The sequence below is a fragment of the Salmonella sp. FC25216 genome, assembly GCF_057751355.1.
This window is the reverse complement of the sequence record NZ_JBDGON010000001.1, coordinates 22,813-41,326: the sequence shown is the minus strand read 5'-3', so window position 1 is coordinate 41,326 and position 18,514 is coordinate 22,813. Positions and strand designations below refer to the sequence as shown.

At 52.3% G+C, this 18,514-nt stretch carries 15 protein-coding genes; 12 read left to right on the top strand and 3 right to left on the bottom strand.

The window, feature by feature from the left end; all coding sequences use genetic code 11:
• Window positions 1–206 precede the first annotated feature (206 nt).
• A complete protein-coding gene (locus AC3G3F_RS00190) occupies window positions 207–1,508 on the top strand; it encodes an MFS transporter (RefSeq protein ID WP_053508756.1) in 1,302 nt (433 codons plus the stop codon).
• Window positions 1,509–1,543: 35 nt separating this feature from the next.
• Here the strand turns inward: AC3G3F_RS00190 and dapD are convergent, their stop codons facing one another.
• The 3 genes from dapD to map all read right to left on the bottom strand — a co-directional run bounded on the left by dapD (window position 1,544) and on the right by map (window position 5,968).
• Window positions 1,544–2,368 carry a 2,3,4,5-tetrahydropyridine-2,6-dicarboxylate N-succinyltransferase gene (gene dapD / locus AC3G3F_RS00185; protein WP_053508754.1) on the bottom strand — a complete coding sequence of 275 codons (825 nt, stop codon included), beginning with the start codon at window positions 2,366–2,368 and terminating at the stop codon, window positions 1,544–1,546.
• 29 nt (window positions 2,369–2,397) lie between these two features.
• On the bottom strand, window positions 2,398–5,070 hold the full coding sequence (glnD, locus tag AC3G3F_RS00180) for a bifunctional uridylyltransferase/uridylyl-removing protein GlnD (protein ID WP_488394270.1): 2,673 nt from the start codon (window positions 5,068–5,070) through the stop codon (window positions 2,398–2,400).
• Between the two features lie 103 nt (window positions 5,071–5,173).
• Window positions 5,174–5,968 carry a type I methionyl aminopeptidase gene (gene map / locus AC3G3F_RS00175; RefSeq protein ID WP_002946964.1) on the bottom strand — a complete coding sequence of 265 codons (795 nt, stop codon included), beginning with the start codon at window positions 5,966–5,968 and terminating at the stop codon, window positions 5,174–5,176.
• A gap of 323 nt (window positions 5,969–6,291) precedes the next feature.
• On the opposite strand from map, the gene rpsB reads away from it, so the two are divergent.
• From rpsB to lpxD, 11 genes are all read left to right on the top strand, one after another.
• The gene (gene rpsB / locus AC3G3F_RS00170) at window positions 6,292–7,017 is read left to right on the top strand and encodes a 30S ribosomal protein S2 (protein WP_000246886.1); all 726 of its coding nucleotides are present in this window, start codon (window positions 6,292–6,294) and stop codon (window positions 7,015–7,017) included.
• A 255-nt stretch (window positions 7,018–7,272) separates the two neighbouring features.
• Complete coding sequence (gene tsf / locus AC3G3F_RS00165) at window positions 7,273–8,124, top strand: translation elongation factor Ts (RefSeq protein ID WP_000808102.1); 852 nt, start codon at window positions 7,273–7,275, stop codon at window positions 8,122–8,124.
• A 144-nt stretch (window positions 8,125–8,268) separates the two neighbouring features.
• Window positions 8,269–8,994, top strand: coding sequence for a UMP kinase (pyrH, locus tag AC3G3F_RS00160; protein ID WP_000224567.1), 726 nt, complete (start codon window positions 8,269–8,271; stop codon window positions 8,992–8,994).
• Window positions 8,995–9,140: 146 nt separating this feature from the next.
• A complete protein-coding gene (gene frr, locus AC3G3F_RS00155) occupies window positions 9,141–9,698 on the top strand; it encodes a ribosome recycling factor (RefSeq protein ID WP_000622423.1) in 558 nt (185 codons plus the stop codon).
• A gap of 141 nt (window positions 9,699–9,839) precedes the next feature.
• Window positions 9,840–11,036 (top strand): 1-deoxy-D-xylulose-5-phosphate reductoisomerase, encoded by a 1,197-nt coding sequence (gene ispC, locus AC3G3F_RS00150; RefSeq protein WP_053508750.1) that lies wholly within the window; start codon window positions 9,840–9,842, stop codon window positions 11,034–11,036.
• 312 nt (window positions 11,037–11,348) lie between these two features.
• A complete protein-coding gene (ispU, locus tag AC3G3F_RS00145; RefSeq protein ID WP_053508748.1) occupies window positions 11,349–12,107 on the top strand; it encodes a (2E,6E)-farnesyl-diphosphate-specific ditrans,polycis-undecaprenyl-diphosphate synthase in 759 nt (252 codons plus the stop codon).
• Window positions 12,108–12,119: 12 nt separating this feature from the next.
• Complete coding sequence (gene cdsA / locus AC3G3F_RS00140; protein ID WP_000922422.1) at window positions 12,120–12,977, top strand: phosphatidate cytidylyltransferase; 858 nt, start codon at window positions 12,120–12,122, stop codon at window positions 12,975–12,977.
• 11 nt (window positions 12,978–12,988) lie between these two features.
• Window positions 12,989–14,341, top strand: a complete 1,353-nt coding sequence (rseP, locus tag AC3G3F_RS00135) for a sigma E protease regulator RseP (protein ID WP_063390134.1) — start codon at window positions 12,989–12,991, stop codon at window positions 14,339–14,341.
• 31 nt (window positions 14,342–14,372) lie between these two features.
• Window positions 14,373–16,790, top strand: a complete 2,418-nt coding sequence (gene bamA, locus AC3G3F_RS00130) for an outer membrane protein assembly factor BamA (protein ID WP_053508744.1) — start codon at window positions 14,373–14,375, stop codon at window positions 16,788–16,790.
• A 122-nt stretch (window positions 16,791–16,912) separates the two neighbouring features.
• On the top strand, window positions 16,913–17,398 hold the full coding sequence (gene skp / locus AC3G3F_RS00125; RefSeq protein WP_053508742.1) for a molecular chaperone Skp: 486 nt from the start codon (window positions 16,913–16,915) through the stop codon (window positions 17,396–17,398).
• Window positions 17,399–17,401: 3 nt separating this feature from the next.
• A complete protein-coding gene (gene lpxD, locus AC3G3F_RS00120; protein ID WP_001139265.1) occupies window positions 17,402–18,427 on the top strand; it encodes a UDP-3-O-(3-hydroxymyristoyl)glucosamine N-acyltransferase in 1,026 nt (341 codons plus the stop codon).
• Window positions 18,428–18,514 lie beyond the last annotated feature (87 nt).

Below are 18,514 nucleotides of genomic sequence, written 5' to 3'. Positions count from 1 at the left end.
CGAAAAGTTGGTTTTTCGCCACCAATGGATACAAAAAAAGCGCGGTTGATCGCAGAAGACTTCTCGACAACGTAATGAGTAAAAGGGCGGCGGTTATTGATAGCCTAAGTAATTCAACGCGATATTCAGTTTATAGAGAAAGCGTTTGAGGTCGGTGTGGGAAATTGACCGGAGGCAGCAGTCGATAACCCTGAAAGGCAGAGTCTATGTCTGGAACGTATAATACCACTATTCGCCGGGTGGTGATTTCCGCCTGGATAGGAAACTCCATTGAATATTATGATTTTCTATTATACGGCCTGGCAAGCGCGCTGGTATTTGGCCCGCTTTTTTTCCCTGGCGCCAGCCCATTTACTGTAACGTTATCTTCTTTTGCCAGTTTCGGCGTGGGATTTATTTCCCGGCCGTTGGGCGCGCTATTTTTTGGCAACAGGGGAGATACGCTTGGGCGTAAAAACACGTTATTAATCACGTTAGGGGGGATGGGCGCGGTAACGTTTCTCATCGGTTGCCTGCCTTCTTACGCCAGTATTGGCGCGCTGGCGCCTGCTTTACTGGTTATTCTGCGTTTTCTGCAGGGATTTCTGGTTGGAGGCGAATGGGGCGGCGCCATGTTAATGGTCGTGGAATATGCTGTTGGAAAGCACCGGGGGCGGTTAAGCGCGCTATCGCAAACAGGGGGACTCACAGGACAATTATTGGCGACTGGCGTATTTATATTCGTGACCCAATTACCGGAGGAGGAGCTGTTATCATGGGGATGGCGTATTCCTTTTCTGCTCAGTGCGCTTTTGGTGTTGCCGGGATTATATATGCGTCATCGTCTGGATGAGACACCTGTCTTCCGTGCGTTTAAAAAGCAGCAAGCTATTAATCATATGCAGCAAAGAGAAGAAAGGCCGGTGGTCAAAGTAGTACGAGAACAATGGCGCAGCATTTTGCTGATTATGATTCTACGTTTTGCTGAAAGCGTTCCCTTTTTTCTTGCCACCGTCTTCGCGGTTTCCTGGGCGACGACGCAGCTTGGGATTGCCAGCCTGACTATTCTGTACATTGTAATGTTCACCTGTCTGCTGGCGTATCCCATGCACATGCTATTTGGCATCGTGTCGGATCGGCGTGGCTGCCGTCAGGTGTACATTTTTGGCGCGCTTTTTGTAGCGGCAATGGCTTTTCCCTTTTTCTGGCTGCTGGAAAGCCGTTCGCTAATACTGATGATAGTGGGCTACGTTCTGCTTATTAACATTGGTCATAATTCACTGAATGCCGTGCAACCTTCTTTTTTCGCCGGACTGTTTCATCCGCCTGTACGCTATAGCGGTTCATCAATTGGCGCTCAGTTGGGGGCGGTTGTGGCAGGGGGATTCACACCGTTTATCGCTAAAGCGTTAAGTGCAGTCTATGATAACAGTTGGACTTTGGTTGCCGGTTATGTCGTTTTGACTGCGTTGGCTTCGGCGTTTGCGGCAAAGATTGCGCCGGAGACCGTTTTGCCGCATTCGCCATAATGCAAAGGGGGCTGTCGCCCCCGCTTTTCACTCGCTTAATCAATAGTGCGCAATAATTCGTTAATGCCCACTTTACCACGCGTTTTGGCGTCGACTTTTTTCACGATCACCGCGCAGTACAGACTGTATTTACCGTCTTTTGATGGCAGGTTGCCGGAAACGACCACGGAACCCGCCGGTACGCGACCATAGTGAACTTCACCGGTTTCGCGATCGTAGATTTTGGTGCTCTGGCCGAGGTATACGCCCATAGAAATGACGGAACCTTCTTCGACAATTACGCCTTCCACGACTTCAGAACGCGCGCCAATAAAGCAGTTGTCTTCAATGATTGTCGGGTTAGCCTGCAACGGCTCCAGTACGCCGCCGATACCCACGCCGCCGGAGAGGTGAACGTTTTTACCGATCTGCGCGCAGGAACCCACGGTCGCCCAGGTGTCAACCATAGTGCCTTCGTCAACGTAGGCGCCGATGTTAACGTAAGACGGCATCAGCACGGTGTTGCGGGCGATAAATGCGCCCTGACGAACGGCCGCTGGCGGAACGACGCGGAAACCTTCTTTCTGAAAACGCGCTTCGTCGTAATCAGCGAATTTCATCGGGACTTTATCGAAGTAGCGGCTTTCCGCACCGTCGATAACCTGGTTATCGTTAATACGAAAAGAGAGCAGAACCGCTTTCTTCAGCCACTGGTGAGTGACCCACTGACCGTCGATTTTTTCTGCGACACGCAACGCACCGGAATCGAGTAGAGAAATGACCTGGTTTACCGCCTCCCGGGTCACGGTATCTACATTAGCCGGCGTAATATCGGCGCGGCGCTCAAAAGCGGTCTCAATAATGTTCTGTAACTGCTGCATTGTTAAACTCTTTCATATAAATAAACACACTACCCTTTATCGTTTGGATTGAGGGCCGCTGTCAACCGTTGTTGCACCTCAAGTTGCAGCACATTATTAAGTGCGCGCCGATCCGCTGTGGCGATTATGAATAAATCTTCTACTCGTTCACCAATGGTTGTAATTCGGGCGCCATGAAGCGAAATTCCCAGATCGGCAAAAATTTGTCCGACCCTGGCCAACAGGCCGGGTTGATCGAGCGCGATCAATTCCATGAATGATTTTCTGTCGGTATGGGTGGGCAGAAAATTGACTTCCGTTTCGACCGTAAAGTGCCGTAACTTTGCCGGTTGCCGACGCGGCTGCGGCGGCTGCCAGCTACGCTGCGTAATGGTCTGTTCAAGACCGGTGCGAATAACTTCATGGCGATCCGCCGCTAGCGGGCTGCCGTCTGGTTCCAGAACGATAAACGTATCCATTGCCATGCCGTCGCGAGTGGTAAAGATCTGCGCGTCATGGACGCTTAAATTACGCCTGTCCAGTTCGGCGCAGACGGCGGCAAACAGATAGGGTCTGTCCGGACTCCAGATAAAAATTTCGGTTCCGCCGCGCGTGGCCTGCGGACTGAGTAACACTAACGGTTGGTGCAGATCGTGCTGCAATAAATGGCGTGCGTGCCAGGCGAGCTGATTTGGACTATGACGAACAAAATAGTTAGCGCGACAGCGGGTCCAGATTTTGTGCAGCGCGGCTTCATCAATATTGTCCATTCGCAGCAGCGCCAGCGCCTGAAGCTGATGGTGACGCACGCGCTCACGCATATCCGGCGTATTTTGCATTCCGCGCCTGAGCTGTTTTTCAGTGGCGAAGTACAGCTCGCGCAGCAGGCTCTGTTTCCAGCTATTCCACAAGGTTTCGTTGGTCGCGCATATGTCCGCGACGGTCAGGCAGACCAGAAAGCGCAACCGTGTTTCGGTTTGTACCTCTTCGGCAAACTGCTTGATGACTTCCGGGTCCTGGATGTCGCGGCGTTGGGCGGTGACCGACATCAGCAGGTGCTGGCGCACCAGCCAGGCGACCAGTTGCGTTTCGCGCGAGTTCAGGCCATGTAGTTCGGCGAAGGTGAGTACATCCTGCGCGCCCAGTACCGAATGGTCGCCGCCGCGTCCTTTCGCAATATCGTGGAACAGCGCGGCGATCAGAATGAGTTCCGGATGGGGAAGCCGCGGCCAGAGATCGACGCATAGCGGGTGGCGCTGGCGCGTCTTTTCCTTCGCAAAGCTCTCCAGCTTGAGCATCACGCGGATGGTGTGTTCATCCACCGTGTATGCGTGGAACAGGTCAAACTGCATTTGTCCGACGATGTGCGACCACTGCGGCATATAAGCCCACAGTACGCTGTGGCGATGCATAGGTAGCAGGCCGCGGCTGACCGCGCCGGGATGGCGCAGCATACTGAGAAACAGCGTGCGCGCCTCCGGGATGTAACAGAGAGGTTGGCTCAGATGGCGGCGGGCGTGGCGCAAATGGCGTAATGTCGTAGAGTAGATGCCGGTGATCGCGCTATTGCGCACCATCATATAAAACATCCGCAGGATCGCTTCCGGTTCGCGGATAAACAGTGTGTCGTCACGCAGATCAATGAGCGTGCCGCGCAGTTGAAACTCATCGTCGATAGGACGTGGTTTTTCATCCGCAGGCAGCGCCAGAATCGCCTCGTCAAATAGCTGAAGCAGCATCTGATTGAGTTCGCTCACCCGGCGCGTGACCCGGAAGTAGTCTTTCATCATCCGCTCAACCGGATCGTTGCCTTCGCCGCTGTAGTTAAGGCGTTGAGCGACGCTCAACTGGCGGTCGAATAGCAGGCGGTTATCGTAGCGGCTGACCACCAGATGTAGCGCAAAACGAATGCGCCACAGGATATGCAGGCACTCGTTGAGTTCCGCGCGCTCAGCCGGGGTTAAAAAGCCGAAGCCCACCATCTCATCGAGCGAGGTAGCGCCGAAGTGACGTCGGGCGACCCACTGCAACGTGTGGATATCGCGCAGACCGCCGGGGCTGCTTTTAATATCCGGCTCCAGATTATAGCTGGTGCCGTGATAGCGCTGGTGGCGTTGGTTCTGCTCTTCTACTTTGGCGGCGTAAAATTTGTCGGATGGCCAAAAGCCTTCGCTGAAAATATGTTTTTGCAGCGCCAGAAACAGAGCGACATCACCGATCAGCAGGCGCGTTTCGATGAGGTTTGTCGCAACGGTTAAATCAGACAGACCTTCCAGCAGGCATTCTTCCAGCGTACGTACGCTATGACCGACATCCAGCTTGACGTCCCATAATAAGGTCAGCAGTTCGCCAACCTTTTGCGCCTGTTCATCGGGCAGCTTTTTGCGGCTTAAAATGAGCAGATCAATATCGGAAAGCGGATGCAGTTCGCCGCGTCCATAGCCGCCGACGGCGACCAGCGCCAGATCGGCAATCTGACCGAAACCAGCCTCAATCCACAGGCGTTGTAACAACTGGTCGATAAATTCGGTACGGGCTTCAATAAGCTGTTCTGCACAAATGCCGCTGTCAAATGCCTCGCCCAGCCAGTGTTGAAAGATGTCGATACGGGCTTTGATACCGGCGACGGTCAGCTCAGCGCGCGGCCAGACGCCAGGGTTTTGCGGCTGGTCGGGAAGGGTGGGGAGTGCGGTATTCGCGTACTGTTCAGGAAGAGTATTCATATGCGCCACCCATTAAAAAGCCGGATGATAGCGAACGCCTTATCCGGCCTACGGTGTGTATTTGATGTAGGCCTGATAAGCGTAGCGCCATCAGGCAAAAAAGTTATGCGTCGTGCGTAATGACCGCCGGGATGGTGTCATCTTTACGCAGCGTCAGAATTTCACAGCCGTTTTCCGTTACCACAATAGTATGCTCGTACTGAGCAGACAAGCTGCGGTCTTTGGTTTTCACCGTCCAGCCGTCTTTCATGGTGCGGATACGGTAGTCCCCTGCGTTCAGCATCGGTTCAATGGTAAAGGTCATGCCAGGCTGCAACACGACGCCGCCATCGTCCGCATCATAATGCAGCACCTGCGGTTCTTCATGGAAGCCGCGACCAATACCGTGTCCGCAGTATTCACGTACCACGGAGAAACCTTCGCCTTCGGCATATTTCTGGATGGCGGCGCCAATGGTGCGCAGGCGGATACCCGGTTTCACCATTTTGATGCCCAGATACAGGCTCTCTTGTGTGACGCGGCACAGACGCTCGCCCAGAATGGTCGGTTTGCCGACGATAAACATTTTAGAGGTGTCGCCGTGGTATTCATCTTTGATAACCGTCACATCAATGTTGACGATATCACCATCTTTCAGATGCTTAGCGTCATCCGGAATGCCGTGGCACACCACTTCATTAATAGAGATACAGACGGATTTCGGATAGCCGTGGTAGCCGAGGCAGGCGGAGATCGCGTGTTGTTCGTTAACGATGTAATCGTTACAGATACGGTCCAGTTCGCCGGTGGTGACGCCCGGTTTGATATACGGTTCGATCATTTCCAGCACTTCGGCTGCCAGACGGCCCGCGACGCGCATCTTTTCGATTTCTTCAGGGGTCTTGATTGAGATAGCCATGAATTCTGTCCATCAGGGTCGATGATTTCGACAATAATTGTGTATGTGCTGTCAATGTTAACAGTCTGAAGCATCCACTACCAGATTGAGAATCAGTTACAGCATGGAGTGCCAACAATTATTGGTGTCGAAGGCGTATTTGTGGTATAAAGCGCGCCGGACTTCCGTTTCATTCCCTGATACACAAGATGGGCGGGAGCGACAAATCTCACTTTGTGTAACAACACACACGTATCGGCACATATTCCGGGGTGCCCTTTGGGGTCGGTAATATGGGATACGTGGAGGCATAACCCCAACTTAATCTATAGAGGTTTTAAATCATGGCAACTGTTTCCATGCGCGACATGCTCAAGGCTGGTGTTCACTTTGGTCACCAGACCCGTTACTGGAACCCGAAAATGAAGCCGTTCATCTTCGGCGCGCGTAACAAAGTTCACATCATCAACCTTGAGAAAACCGTACCGATGTTCAACGAAGCTCTGGCTGAACTGAACAAGATCTCTGCTCGTAAAGGTAAAATCCTTTTCGTTGGTACCAAACGCGCTGCAAGCGAAGCGGTGAAAGAAGCTGCTAACAGCTGCGACCAGTTCTTCGTGAACCATCGCTGGCTGGGCGGTATGCTGACTAACTGGAAAACCGTTCGTCAGTCCATCAAACGTCTGAAAGACCTGGAAACTCAGTCTCAGGACGGTACTTTCGAAAAGCTGACCAAGAAAGAAGCGCTGATGCGTACTCGTGAGCTTGAGAAACTGGAAAACAGCCTGGGTGGTATCAAAGATATGGGCGGTCTGCCGGACGCTCTGTTCGTTATCGATGCTGACCATGAGCACATTGCTATCAAAGAAGCAAACAACCTGGGTATTCCGGTATTTGCTATCGTTGATACCAACTCTGATCCGGACGGCGTTGACTTCGTTATCCCGGGTAACGATGACGCAATCCGTGCTGTTAGCCTGTACCTGGGCGCTGTCGCTGCAACCGTTCGTGAAGGCCGTTCTCAGGATCTGGCTTCCCAGGCGGAAGAAAGCTTCGTAGAAGCTGAATAATAAGGCTTGATAACTCCCTAAAATAGTTCGAGTTGCAGGAAGGCGGCAAGCTCGAGAATTCCCGGGAGCTTACATCAGTAAGTGACCGGGATGAGCGAGTGAAGGCAACGCACCTGCGGCTCGAAATATGAAGGGGAGCGCCCCCTTATAAACCAGGTAGTATCACGTTTGGTTAGGGGCCCTTTAGGCCCCTTTTTCACTTTTATATCTGTGCGGTTTGATGCCGGGCAGATCAAATCTTTCGAGGATTTTAGAATGGCTGAAATTACCGCATCCCTGGTAAAAGAGCTGCGTGAGCGTACCGGCGCAGGCATGATGGATTGCAAAAAAGCACTGACTGAAGCGAATGGCGACATTGAGCTGGCAATCGAAAACATGCGTAAGTCCGGCGCTATCAAAGCGGCGAAAAAAGCAGGCAACGTGGCTGCTGACGGCGTAATCAAAACCAAAATCGACGGCAACATCGCTTTCATTCTGGAAGTTAACTGCCAGACTGACTTCGTGGCTAAAGATGCTGGCTTCCAGGCATTCGCTGACAAAGTGCTGGACGCCGCTGTTGCTGGCAAAATCACTGACGTAGAAGTCCTGAAAGCGCAGTTCGAAGAAGAGCGTGTTGCGTTGGTTGCGAAAATCGGCGAGAACATCAACATTCGTCGCGTAGCTTCCCTGGAAGGCGACGTTCTGGGTTCTTATCAGCACGGTGCGCGTATCGGCGTTCTGGTTGCCGCTAAAGGCGCTGACGAAGAGCTGGTTAAACAGTTGGCGATGCACGTTGCTGCAAGCAAGCCGGAATTCGTTAAGCCGGAAGACGTGTCTGCTGACGTGGTAGAGAAAGAGTACCAGGTACAACTGGACATCGCGATGCAGTCTGGCAAGCCGAAAGAAATCGCAGAGAAAATGGTTGAAGGCCGCATGAAGAAATTCACCGGCGAAGTTTCTCTGACTGGTCAGCCTTTCGTCATGGAACCGAGCAAATCTGTTGGCCAACTGCTGAAAGAGCACAACGCTGACGTGACTGGCTTCATCCGCTTTGAAGTGGGCGAAGGCATTGAGAAAGTCGAGACTGACTTTGCAGCGGAAGTTGCTGCGATGTCTAAGCAGTCCTGATTTTCCTGAGGAGCCGCCTGAGGGCGGCTTCTTTTTGCGCCTCTCTTGTAAAATCAGCCGACGCCTGGCGTTTGCGCTGAAATGCGACGTACAATGTCGCCGGAATTAACTCATATCAATCGTTGACAGTCTCAGGAAAGAAACATGGCTACCAATGCAAAACCCGTCTATAAACGCATTCTGCTTAAATTAAGCGGCGAAGCTCTGCAGGGTACGGAAGGCTTCGGTATTGATGCAAGCATACTGGATCGTATGGCTCAGGAGATCAAAGAACTGGTTGAACTGGGTATTCAGGTTGGTGTGGTGATTGGCGGTGGTAACCTGTTCCGTGGCGCGGGTCTGGCAAAAGCGGGGATGAACCGCGTTGTGGGCGATCACATGGGCATGTTGGCCACCGTAATGAACGGCCTGGCAATGCGTGATGCGCTTCACCGCGCCTATGTGAACGCCCGCCTGATGTCGGCAATTCCTTTAAACGGCGTGTGCGACAACTACAGTTGGGCCGAGGCGATCAGCCTGCTGCGTAATAACCGAGTTGTGATTCTGTCTGCAGGTACGGGTAACCCGTTTTTTACTACCGACTCAGCAGCCTGTCTGCGCGGGATCGAAATTGAAGCGGATGTCGTACTGAAAGCGACCAAAGTGGATGGCGTATTCACTGCCGATCCGGCAAAAGATCCTTCCGCGACCATGTACGATCAGCTTACCTACAGCGAAGTGCTGGATAAAGAGCTGAAAGTGATGGATCTGGCGGCGTTCACGCTGGCTCGTGACCACAAACTGCCGATTCGTGTTTTCAACATGAACAAACCGGGCGCGCTGCGTCGTGTGGTGATGGGCGAAAAAGAAGGGACGCTAATCACGGAATAATTCCCGTGAGCGCCAAATACAGGTAAGATTCTGTTCTATTGACGGGTCTTATTACCTGGCAGAAATTAAACGAGACTATACTTAGCACATCTTTGTATTGTGTGACCGTCTGGTCTGACTGAGACTAGTTTTCAAGGATTCGTAACGTGATTAGCGATATCAGAAAAGATGCTGAAGTACGCATGGAAAAATGCGTTGAAGCGTTCAAAACCCAAATCAGCAAAGTGCGCACGGGTCGTGCTTCTCCCAGCCTGCTGGATGGTATTGTCGTAGAGTACTATGGCACTCCGACCCCGCTGCGTCAGCTGGCAAGCGTAACGGTAGAAGACTCCCGTACCTTAAAAATTAACGTGTTTGACCGCTCTATGGGGCCTGCCGTTGAAAAAGCGATCATGGCGTCAGACCTCGGTTTGAATCCAAGCTCTGCGGGCACCGACATTCGCGTTCCGCTGCCGCCGCTGACCGAAGAACGTCGTAAAGATCTGACGAAAATTGTCCGTGGCGAAGCGGAGCAGGCGCGTGTCGCCGTACGTAACGTACGCCGTGATGCGAACGATAAAGTAAAAGCTCTGCTGAAAGATAAAGCGATCAGTGAAGATGACGATCGTCGTTCTCAGGAAGAAGTACAGAAAATGACCGACGCGGCAATTAAAAAAGTTGATGCGGCGTTGGCAGACAAAGAAGCAGAACTGATGCAGTTCTGATTGATCTGTACGCAGATATAAACTCATTCCACCGCTAAACCTGGCGGATGAGTGGTGTACAAAGCGCCGCGCAGAAGACATTATCAGGTCTCCTGTGCGGCGCTTTGCTTTTTATCCCGTTTCAACACTTCTGGACGTTTCATGAAGCAATTAACCATTCTGGGCTCGACCGGCTCTATTGGTTGCAGCACACTGGACGTGGTGCGCCATAATCCTGATAGCTTCCGCGTTGTCGCGCTGGTGGCGGGTAAAAATGTTGCCCGCATGGCGGAGCAGTGCCTGGAGTTCTCGCCGCGTTATGCCGTAATGGATGATACGTCGAGCGCAGAACAGCTCAAAATAATGCTTCAGCAGCATGGCAGCCGCACCGAGGTTTTGAGCGGTCAGCAGGCTGCCTGTGAGATGGCGGCGCTTGATGAGGTCGGGCATGTGATGGCGGCCATTGTGGGCGCGGCTGGTTTACTGCCGACCCTGGCGGCGATTCGCGCAGGGAAGACGATTCTGCTGGCGAATAAAGAATCGCTGGTGACCTGCGGGCGGCTGTTTATGGACGAAGTGAAACGCAGCAACGCCCGGCTTTTACCCGTCGATAGCGAACATAACGCGATTTTTCAGAGTTTGCCGCAATCTATTCAGCATAATCTGGGATACGCTGACCTTGAGCAAAATGGCGTAACGTCGATTTTGCTTACCGGGTCTGGTGGCCCGTTTCGTGAAACGCCAATGTGCGATCTGGCAGCGATGACGCCGGATCAGGCATGTCGTCATCCGAACTGGTCGATGGGGCGAAAAATCTCCGTCGACTCCGCCACCATGATGAATAAAGGTCTGGAATACATTGAAGCGCGTTGGTTATTTAATGCCAGCGCACGTCAGATGGAAGTGTTGATCCATCCGCAATCGGTAATTCATTCGATGGTGCGTTATCAGGACGGCAGCGTCCTGGCGCAGCTTGGAGAACCTGACATGCGTACGCCTATTGCGCATACGATGGCATGGCCGAATCGCGTTGCGTCCGGCGCGCAGCCGCTCGATTTTTGCAAACTCAGCGCGCTGACGTTTAGCGCGCCAGATTATCAGCGTTATCCGTGCCTGAAGCTGGCGATGGAGGCGTTTGAGCAAGGTCAGGCGGCAACGACGGCGCTCAATGCGGCAAACGAAATCACCGTTGCCGCGTTTCTGGCGCAACAGATTCGTTTTACCGATATCGCCGGGCTCAATTTAGCGGTGCTGGAGAGGATGGATTTACAGGAACCGGCAAGCGTTGATGACGTATTGCAGGTTGACGCCATCGCGCGTGAGGTAGCCAGAAAACAAGTGATACGGCTCTCACGCTGACGATTATCCCGCGACAGAAGATCGTGCTATTTGTTAGCGTTGGGCTTCGGTGATATAGTCTGCGCCACCTGATCGCAGGTTTTTGGCTTTTTTCGGTCAGGTTAGCCGTGGTTTTACACGGCTTTTTTGTGGATACACAAAATCATTCAGGACGCATCGGGACGGCAGGCGAATACGTTCCCGGCGTGCGCGGACAGCGCACGACAGGGGCGATGACGCGCAGTCATCAGCGAAGCGGACCGAAGAGAATGTGTATAAAGGCTTCAGTATTCCTGAGTACCGCTAAATCCTTTCAGGGACAAAAAACGCGTTATGTTGTCTGCAACTCAACCAGTAAGCGAAAATTTGTCAGCACATGGCTGCCGTCATGTTGCAATAATTATGGATGGCAATGGTCGCTGGGCGAAAAAGCAAGGGAAGATCCGGGCCTTCGGGCATAAAGCCGGGGCGAAGTCCGTCCGGCGAGCGGTCTCTTTTGCTGCCAATAACGGTATTGATGCGTTAACGCTGTATGCCTTTAGTAGTGAAAACTGGAACCGACCGGCGCAGGAAGTGAGCGCGTTAATGGAGCTGTTCGTGTGGGCGCTGGATAGCGAAGTCAAAAGCCTGCACCGCCATAACGTTCGCCTGCGTATTATCGGCGATATCAGTCGATTCAACTCACGTTTGCAAGAACGTATTCGCAAATCAGAAGCGCTTACCGCCCGTAATACGGGGTTAACGCTGAATATCGCTGCGAACTACGGCGGACGTTGGGATATTGTCCAGGGAGTCCGGCAACTGGCGGAACAGGTGCAGGCTGGAGTGCTGCGCCCCGATCAGATTGATGAAGAGAGACTAGGCCAGCAAATTTGTATGCATGAGCTGGCGCCTGTGGATTTAGTAATTAGGACTGGGGGAGAGCATCGCATTAGTAACTTTTTGCTTTGGCAAATTGCCTATGCCGAACTTTACTTTACGGATGTTCTTTGGCCCGATTTCGATGAACAAGACTTTGAAGGTGCGCTGCATGCCTTTGCTAATCGAGAGCGTCGTTTCGGCGGTACCGAGCCTGGTGATGACACAGCCTGATGGGGGTTGCTTTTGCTGAAGTATCGCCTGATTTCTGCTTTTGTGTTAATACCCGCGGTCATCGCTGCGCTTTTTTTATTGCCGCCGGTGGGGTTCGCCATTATTACGCTGGTTGTCTGTATGCTGGCCGCGTGGGAATGGGGACAGTTAAGCGGTTTCGCCGCGCGTTCACAGCGGGTTTGGCTGGCGGTGCTGTGTGGTCTGTTATTGGCGCTGATGCTATTTTTGTTGCCTGAGTATCATCACAACATTCGTCAACCGCTGGTTGAGATGTCGCTTTGGGCATCGTTAGGCTGGTGGGTTGTCGCACTACTGCTGGTGCTATTTTATCCCGGTTCGGCGGCAATCTGGCGCAACTCAAAAACATTGCGCCTCATTTTCGGCCTGTTAACTATCGTGCCATTTTTCTGGGGAATGCTGGCGCTGCGTGCCTGGCACTATGACGAGAATCATTACAGTGGCGCAATATGGCTACTCTATGTCATGATCCTGGTCTGGGGAGCGGACTCCGGCGCGTATATGTTTGGTAAATTGTTTGGCAAACATAAGCTGGCGCCGAAAGTTTCCCCGGGTAAAACCTGGCAAGGGTTTATCGGCGGGCTTGCTACGGCTGCTGTGATCTCATGGGGTTACGGTATGTGGGCGAATCTGAATGTTGCGCCTGTTATCTTGTTGATTTGCTCTGTGGTTGCGGCACTGGCTTCCGTATTGGGTGATCTCACCGAGAGTATGTTTAAGCGCGAAGCAGGAATTAAGGATAGCGGCCACTTGATTCCAGGACATGGCGGTATTCTGGACCGAATTGACAGCCTGACGGCGGCTGTACCGGTCTTTGCTTGCCTGTTGCTACTGGTGTTCAGGACGCTCTAACGGAAGGTTTTATGCTGAGTATTCTCTGGAATCTGGCTGCATTCATCATCGCACTGGGCGTGCTGATCACTGTGCATGAATTTGGTCATTTCTGGGTTGCCCGGCGCTGCGGTGTGCGTGTTGAGCGCTTTTCCATCGGCTTTGGCAAAGCGCTCTGGCGCCGTACTGACCGGTATGGTACCGAGTATGTCATCGCCCTGATCCCGCTGGGCGGCTATGTCAAAATGCTGGATGAGCGCGCCGAACCGGTAGCGCCGGAATTGCGTCGTCACGCCTTCAATAACAAAACGGTGGGCCAGCGCGCCGCAATTATTGCCGCAGGTCCGGTGGCGAACTTCATTTTTGCTATCTTTGCTTACTGGTTGGTCTTTATCATCGGCGTCCCTGGCGTTCGTCCGGTCGTTGGCGAAATAACGCCCAACTCGATTGCTGCGCAGGCGCAAATTGCGCCTGGTACGGAACTTAAAGCCATTGATGGTATCGAAACCCCTGATTGGGATGCCGTGCGTTTACAACTGGTGTCCAAAATTGGCGACCAGCAGACGACGGTGAGCGTCGCGCCCTTTGGCAGCGACCAGCGGCAGGACAAAACGCTTGATTTACGTCACTGGGCATTTGAGCCTGATAAGCAAGATCCTGTATCTTCTTTAGGGATTCGGCCCCGCGGGCCGCAGATCGAACCGGTACTGTCAGAAGTGCAGGCGAATTCCGCAGCCAGTAAAGCGGGTTTGCAAGCGGGCGACAGGATCGTTAAAGTCGATGGTCAGCCGTTAACGCAGTGGATGAAATTCGTTACGTTTGTACGCGATAATCCCGGTAAGCCGTTAGCGTTAGAGATTGAAAGGCAGGGGAGCGCCTTGTCGTTGACGTTAACGCCGGATACGAAATCGGTTAACGGAAAGGCGGAAGGTTTTGCAGGCGTGGTGCCTAAAATTATTCCTCTGCCGGAAGAGTACAAGACTATACGCCAGTATGGGCCTTTTAGCGCCATCCTCGAAGCCACGGATAAGACGTGGCAGTTGATGAAGCTGACGGTCAGTATGCTGGGTAAATTGATAACCGGTGATGTGAAACTGAACAACCTCAGTGGGCCGATTTCTATCGCTCAGGGGGCTGGGATGTCAGCGGAGTTCGGGGTGATTTATTACCTGATGTTCCTTGCGCTAATCAGCGTGAACTTAGGGATAATCAACCTGTTTCCGCTGCCCGTTCTTGACGGGGGGCATCTGCTGTTCCTGGCGATTGAAAAGCTTAAGGGCGGGCCGGTATCCGAGCGAGTTCAAGACTTTAGTTATCGCATTGGCTCGATTTTGCTGGTGTTGTTAATGGGGCTTGCACTTTTCAATGATTTCTCTCGGTTGTAAGAGAGTTAGTTAGGAAGAACGCATAATAACGATGGCGATGAAAAAGTTGCTCATAGCGTCGCTGCTGTTCAGCAGCGCCACCGTATACGGTGCTGAAGGGTTCGTAGTGAAGGACATTCATTTCGAAGGCCTGCAGCGAGTCGCCGTTGGTGCGGCTCTCCTCAGTATGCCGGTGCGCACAGGCGACACGGTTAATGATGAAGATATCAGTAACACCATTCGCGCTCTGTTCGCCACCGGCAACTTTGAGGACGTCCGCGTCCTGCGCGATGGTGATACCCTTCTGGTTCAGGTAAAAGAACGTCCGACCATTGCCAGCATCACTTTCTCCGGTAACAAATCGGTGAAAGACGACATGCTCAAGCAAAACCTCGAAGCGTCTGGCGTACGTGTTGGCGAGTCTCTGGATCGCACCACGCTGTCTGATATCGAAAAAGGGCTGGAAGACTTTTACTATAGCGTAGGTAAATACAGCGCCAGCGTTAAGGCGGTTGTAACGCCGCTACCGCGCAACCGTGTTGATCTTAAACTGGTGTTCCAGGAGGGCGTATCGGCGAAGATCCAACAGATCAACATCGTCGGTAACCATGCCTTTAGCACCGAAGAACTCATTTCTCATTTCCAGTTGCGTGACGAAGTGCCGTGGTGGAACGTCGTTGGCGATCGTAAATATCAGAAGCAGAAGCTGGCGGGCGACCTTGAAACCTTGCGCAGTTACTATCTGGATCGCGGCTACGCGCGTTTCAATATTGACTCTACGCAAGTGAGTCTGACGCCGGATAAGAAAGGGATCTACATCACCGTCAATATCACCGAAGGCGATCAGTACAAGCTTTCCGGGGTTCAGGTGAGCGGTAACCTGGCCGGGCATTCCGCTGAAATTGAGAACCTGACGAAAATTGAACCGGGCGAGCTCTATAACGGCACCAAAGTGACCAAAATGGAAGATGACATCAAAAAGCTTCTCGGTCGCTATGGTTACGCCTATCCGCGCGTGCAGTCACAGCCTGAAATTAACGACGCCGACAAGACCGTTAAATTACGCGTTAACGTCGATGCCGGTAACCGTTTCTACGTGCGTAAGATCCGTTTTGAAGGCAACGATACCTCAAAAGATTCCGTTCTGCGCCGTGAAATGCGTCAGATGGAAGGGGCGTGGCTGGGCAGCGATCTGGTCGACCAGGGGAAAGAGCGTCTGAACCGTTTGGGTTACTTTGAAACCGTTGATACCGATACGCAGCGCGTTCCGGGCAGCCCGGATCAGGTGGATGTGGTCTACAAGGTGAAAGAGCGTAATACCGGTAGCTTCAACTTCGGTATTGGCTACGGTACAGAAAGCGGCGTTAGCTTCCAGGCCGGCGTTCAGCAGGACAACTGGTTAGGTACAGGCTATTCCGTGGGGATTAACGGAACCAAAAACGACTACCAGACCTACAGCGAACTGTCCGTTACTAACCCATACTTTACCGTTGACGGCGTGAGCCTCGGTGGTCGTATCTTCTATAACGACTTCCAGGCGGACGATGCGGATCTGTCCGACTATACCAACAAGAGTTACGGTACGGATGTGACGCTTGGCTTCCCCATCAACGAGTACAACACGTTGCGCGCGGGCGTAGGGTATGTGCATAACTCCCTGTCCAATATGCAGCCTCAGATAGCGATGGACCGTTATCTTGAGTCGATGGGACATGATGACAGCAGTAGCTTTGCTGCAGATGACTTCACCTTTAACTACGGCTGGACCTACAATAAATTGGACCGTGGCTATTTTCCGACGGATGGCTCAAGAGTTAACCTGACGGGTAAAGTGACAATTCCGGGGTCTGATAATGAATACTATAAAGTGACATTGGATACCGCGACCTATGTACCAATCGATAACGATCACAAATGGGTAGTTCTGGGTCGTACGCGCTGGGGTTATGGGGATGGAATCGGTAGTAAAGAGATGCCGTTCTATGAAAACTTCTATGCTGGGGGCTCAAGTACTGTGCGTGGTTTCCAGTCTAATACCATTGGTCCGAAAGCGGTCTATAAATCTGGTGCACACTCGGGTGATGGAGATAACTACGAAGATTGCTCCCGTACTGATGGTGGGGTATGTGATTCAGACGATGCGGTAGGGGGTAACGCCATGGCGGTCGCTAGCCTGGAATTTATCACGCCGACGCCATTTATCAGCGAGAAATATGCTAATTCGGTGCGTACTTCCTTCTTCTGGGATATGGGTACCGTCTGGGATACAAACTGGCAAGACACTAGCCAGACTCGGGCTGCTGGTGTGCCGGACTACAGCGATCCAAGCAACATCCGTATGTCCGCGGGTATCGCATTACAATGGATGTCCCCATTGGGGCCGTTGGTCTTCTCCTACGCCCAGCCGTTTAAAAAGTACGATGGAGACAAAGCTGAGCAGTTCCAGTTTAACATTGGTAAAACCTGGTAATTGTTCACTGCAAAGGAATGCATTGGTAGTGTAGCGATGACTTTTGGCGATGCCTTCAGGGATCGCCAGGCCACGCAAAGAGCTGTACCTTCGGGTGCAAATGGGATGGTAAGGAGTTTATTGTGAAAAAGTGGTTATTAGCTGCAGGTCTTGGTTTGGCGATGGTAACGTCCGCACAGGCTGCTGACAAAATTGCAATCGTCAACATGGGTAATCTGTTCCAACAGGTTGCGCAGAAGACGGGTGTATCCAATACACTGGAAAACGAGTTTAAAGGCCGTGCGGCTGAACTGCAAAAAATGGAAACCGATCTGCAATCCAAAATGCAGCGTCTGCAATCCATGAAGGCAGGCAGCGATCGTACTAAGCTGGAAAAAGACGTGATGTCTGAGCGCCAGACTTTCGCGCAAAAAGCGCAGGCTTTTGAGAAAGATCGCGCTCGTCGCTCCAACGAAGAACGCGGCAAACTGGTGACTCGTATCCAGACTGCGGTGAAAAAAGTGGCTAACGACCAGAGCATCGATCTGGTGGTAGACGCGAACACCGTTGCTTACAACAGCAGCGATGTGAAAGACATCACCGCTGACGTACTGAAACAGGTTAAATAAGTAATGCCTTCAATTCGACTGGCTGACTTAGCAGAACAGTTGGATGCAGAATTACACGGTGATGGCGATATCGTCATCACCGGCGTTGCGTCCATGCAATCTGCAACAACAGGCCACATTACGTTTATGGTGAATCCTAAGTACCGTGAACACTTAGGTTTATGCCAGGCTTCTGCGGTTGTGATGACGCAGGACGATCTTCCGTTCGCAAAAAGCGCAGCGTTAGTCGTGAAAAATCCCTATCTGACGTACGCGCGCATGGCGCAAATTTTAGACACCACGCCGCAGCCCGCGCAGAATATCGCGCCAAGCGCAGTGATTGATGCGACGGCAACGCTGGGTAGCAATGTTTCAGTCGGCGCGAATGCGGTAATTGAATCTGGCGTACAACTGGGCGATAACGTGGTTATCGGCGCAGGCTGTTTCGTCGGAAAAAATAGCAAAATCGGGGCGGGTTCACGCTTGTGGGCGAACGTAACGATTTACCACGACATTCAGATCGGTGAGAATTGCCTGATCCAGTCCAGTACGGTGATCGGCGCGGATGGTTTTGGTTACGCTAACGATCGTGGCAACTGGGTGAAGATCCCGCAACTGGGCCGGGTCATTATTGGCGATCGTGTCGAGATCGGCGCTTGCACCACCATTGACCGTGGCGCGCTGGATGATACTGTTATTGGCAACGGCGTGATTATTGATAATCAGTGCCAGATTGCACATAACGTCGTGATTGGCGACAATACGGCAGTTGCCGGTGGCGTCATTATGGCGGGTAGCCTGAAGATTGGCCGTTACTGCATGATTGGCGGCGCCAGCGTGATCAATGGGCATATGGAAATATGCGACAAAGTCACGGTAACTGGCATGGGTATGGTGATGCGTCCCATCACGGAACCGGGCGTCTACTCCTCAGGCATTCCGCTGCAACCCAACAAAGTATGGCGTAAAACTGCTGCACTGGTGATGAACATTGATGATATGAGCAAGCGTCTCAAAGCGATTGAGCGCAAGGTTAATCAACAAGACTAACGTTTCGCCTTGTAGTTGCCATTCTTTTCCGGCCTGTCACATTCATACGATTGCGGCAGGCCGTGTTATTATTGCCTTTTTGTATAT

Excerpts from the sequence above, each read along its gene's own strand:
- AC3G3F_RS00190 (WP_053508756.1), top strand. The coding sequence starts at position 207 with ATGTCTGGAACGTATAATACCACTATTCGCCGGGTGGTGATTTCCGCC.
- dapD (WP_053508754.1), bottom strand. The coding sequence starts at position 2,368 with ATGCAGCAGTTACAGAACATTATTGAGACCGCTTTTGAGCGCCGCGCC.
- glnD (WP_488394270.1), bottom strand. The coding sequence starts at position 5,070 with ATGAATACTCTTCCTGAACAGTACGCGAATACCGCACTCCCCACCCTT.
- map (WP_002946964.1), bottom strand. The coding sequence starts at position 5,968 with ATGGCTATCTCAATCAAGACCCCTGAAGAAATCGAAAAGATGCGCGTC.
- rpsB (WP_000246886.1), top strand. The coding sequence starts at position 6,292 with ATGGCAACTGTTTCCATGCGCGACATGCTCAAGGCTGGTGTTCACTTT.
- tsf (WP_000808102.1), top strand. The coding sequence starts at position 7,273 with ATGGCTGAAATTACCGCATCCCTGGTAAAAGAGCTGCGTGAGCGTACC.
- pyrH (WP_000224567.1), top strand. The coding sequence starts at position 8,269 with ATGGCTACCAATGCAAAACCCGTCTATAAACGCATTCTGCTTAAATTA.
- ispC (WP_053508750.1), top strand. The coding sequence starts at position 9,840 with ATGAAGCAATTAACCATTCTGGGCTCGACCGGCTCTATTGGTTGCAGC.
- ispU (WP_053508748.1), top strand. The coding sequence starts at position 11,349 with ATGTTGTCTGCAACTCAACCAGTAAGCGAAAATTTGTCAGCACATGGC.
- rseP (WP_063390134.1), top strand. The coding sequence starts at position 12,989 with ATGCTGAGTATTCTCTGGAATCTGGCTGCATTCATCATCGCACTGGGC.
- bamA (WP_053508744.1), top strand. The coding sequence starts at position 14,373 with ATGGCGATGAAAAAGTTGCTCATAGCGTCGCTGCTGTTCAGCAGCGCC.
- lpxD (WP_001139265.1), top strand. The coding sequence starts at position 17,402 with ATGCCTTCAATTCGACTGGCTGACTTAGCAGAACAGTTGGATGCAGAA.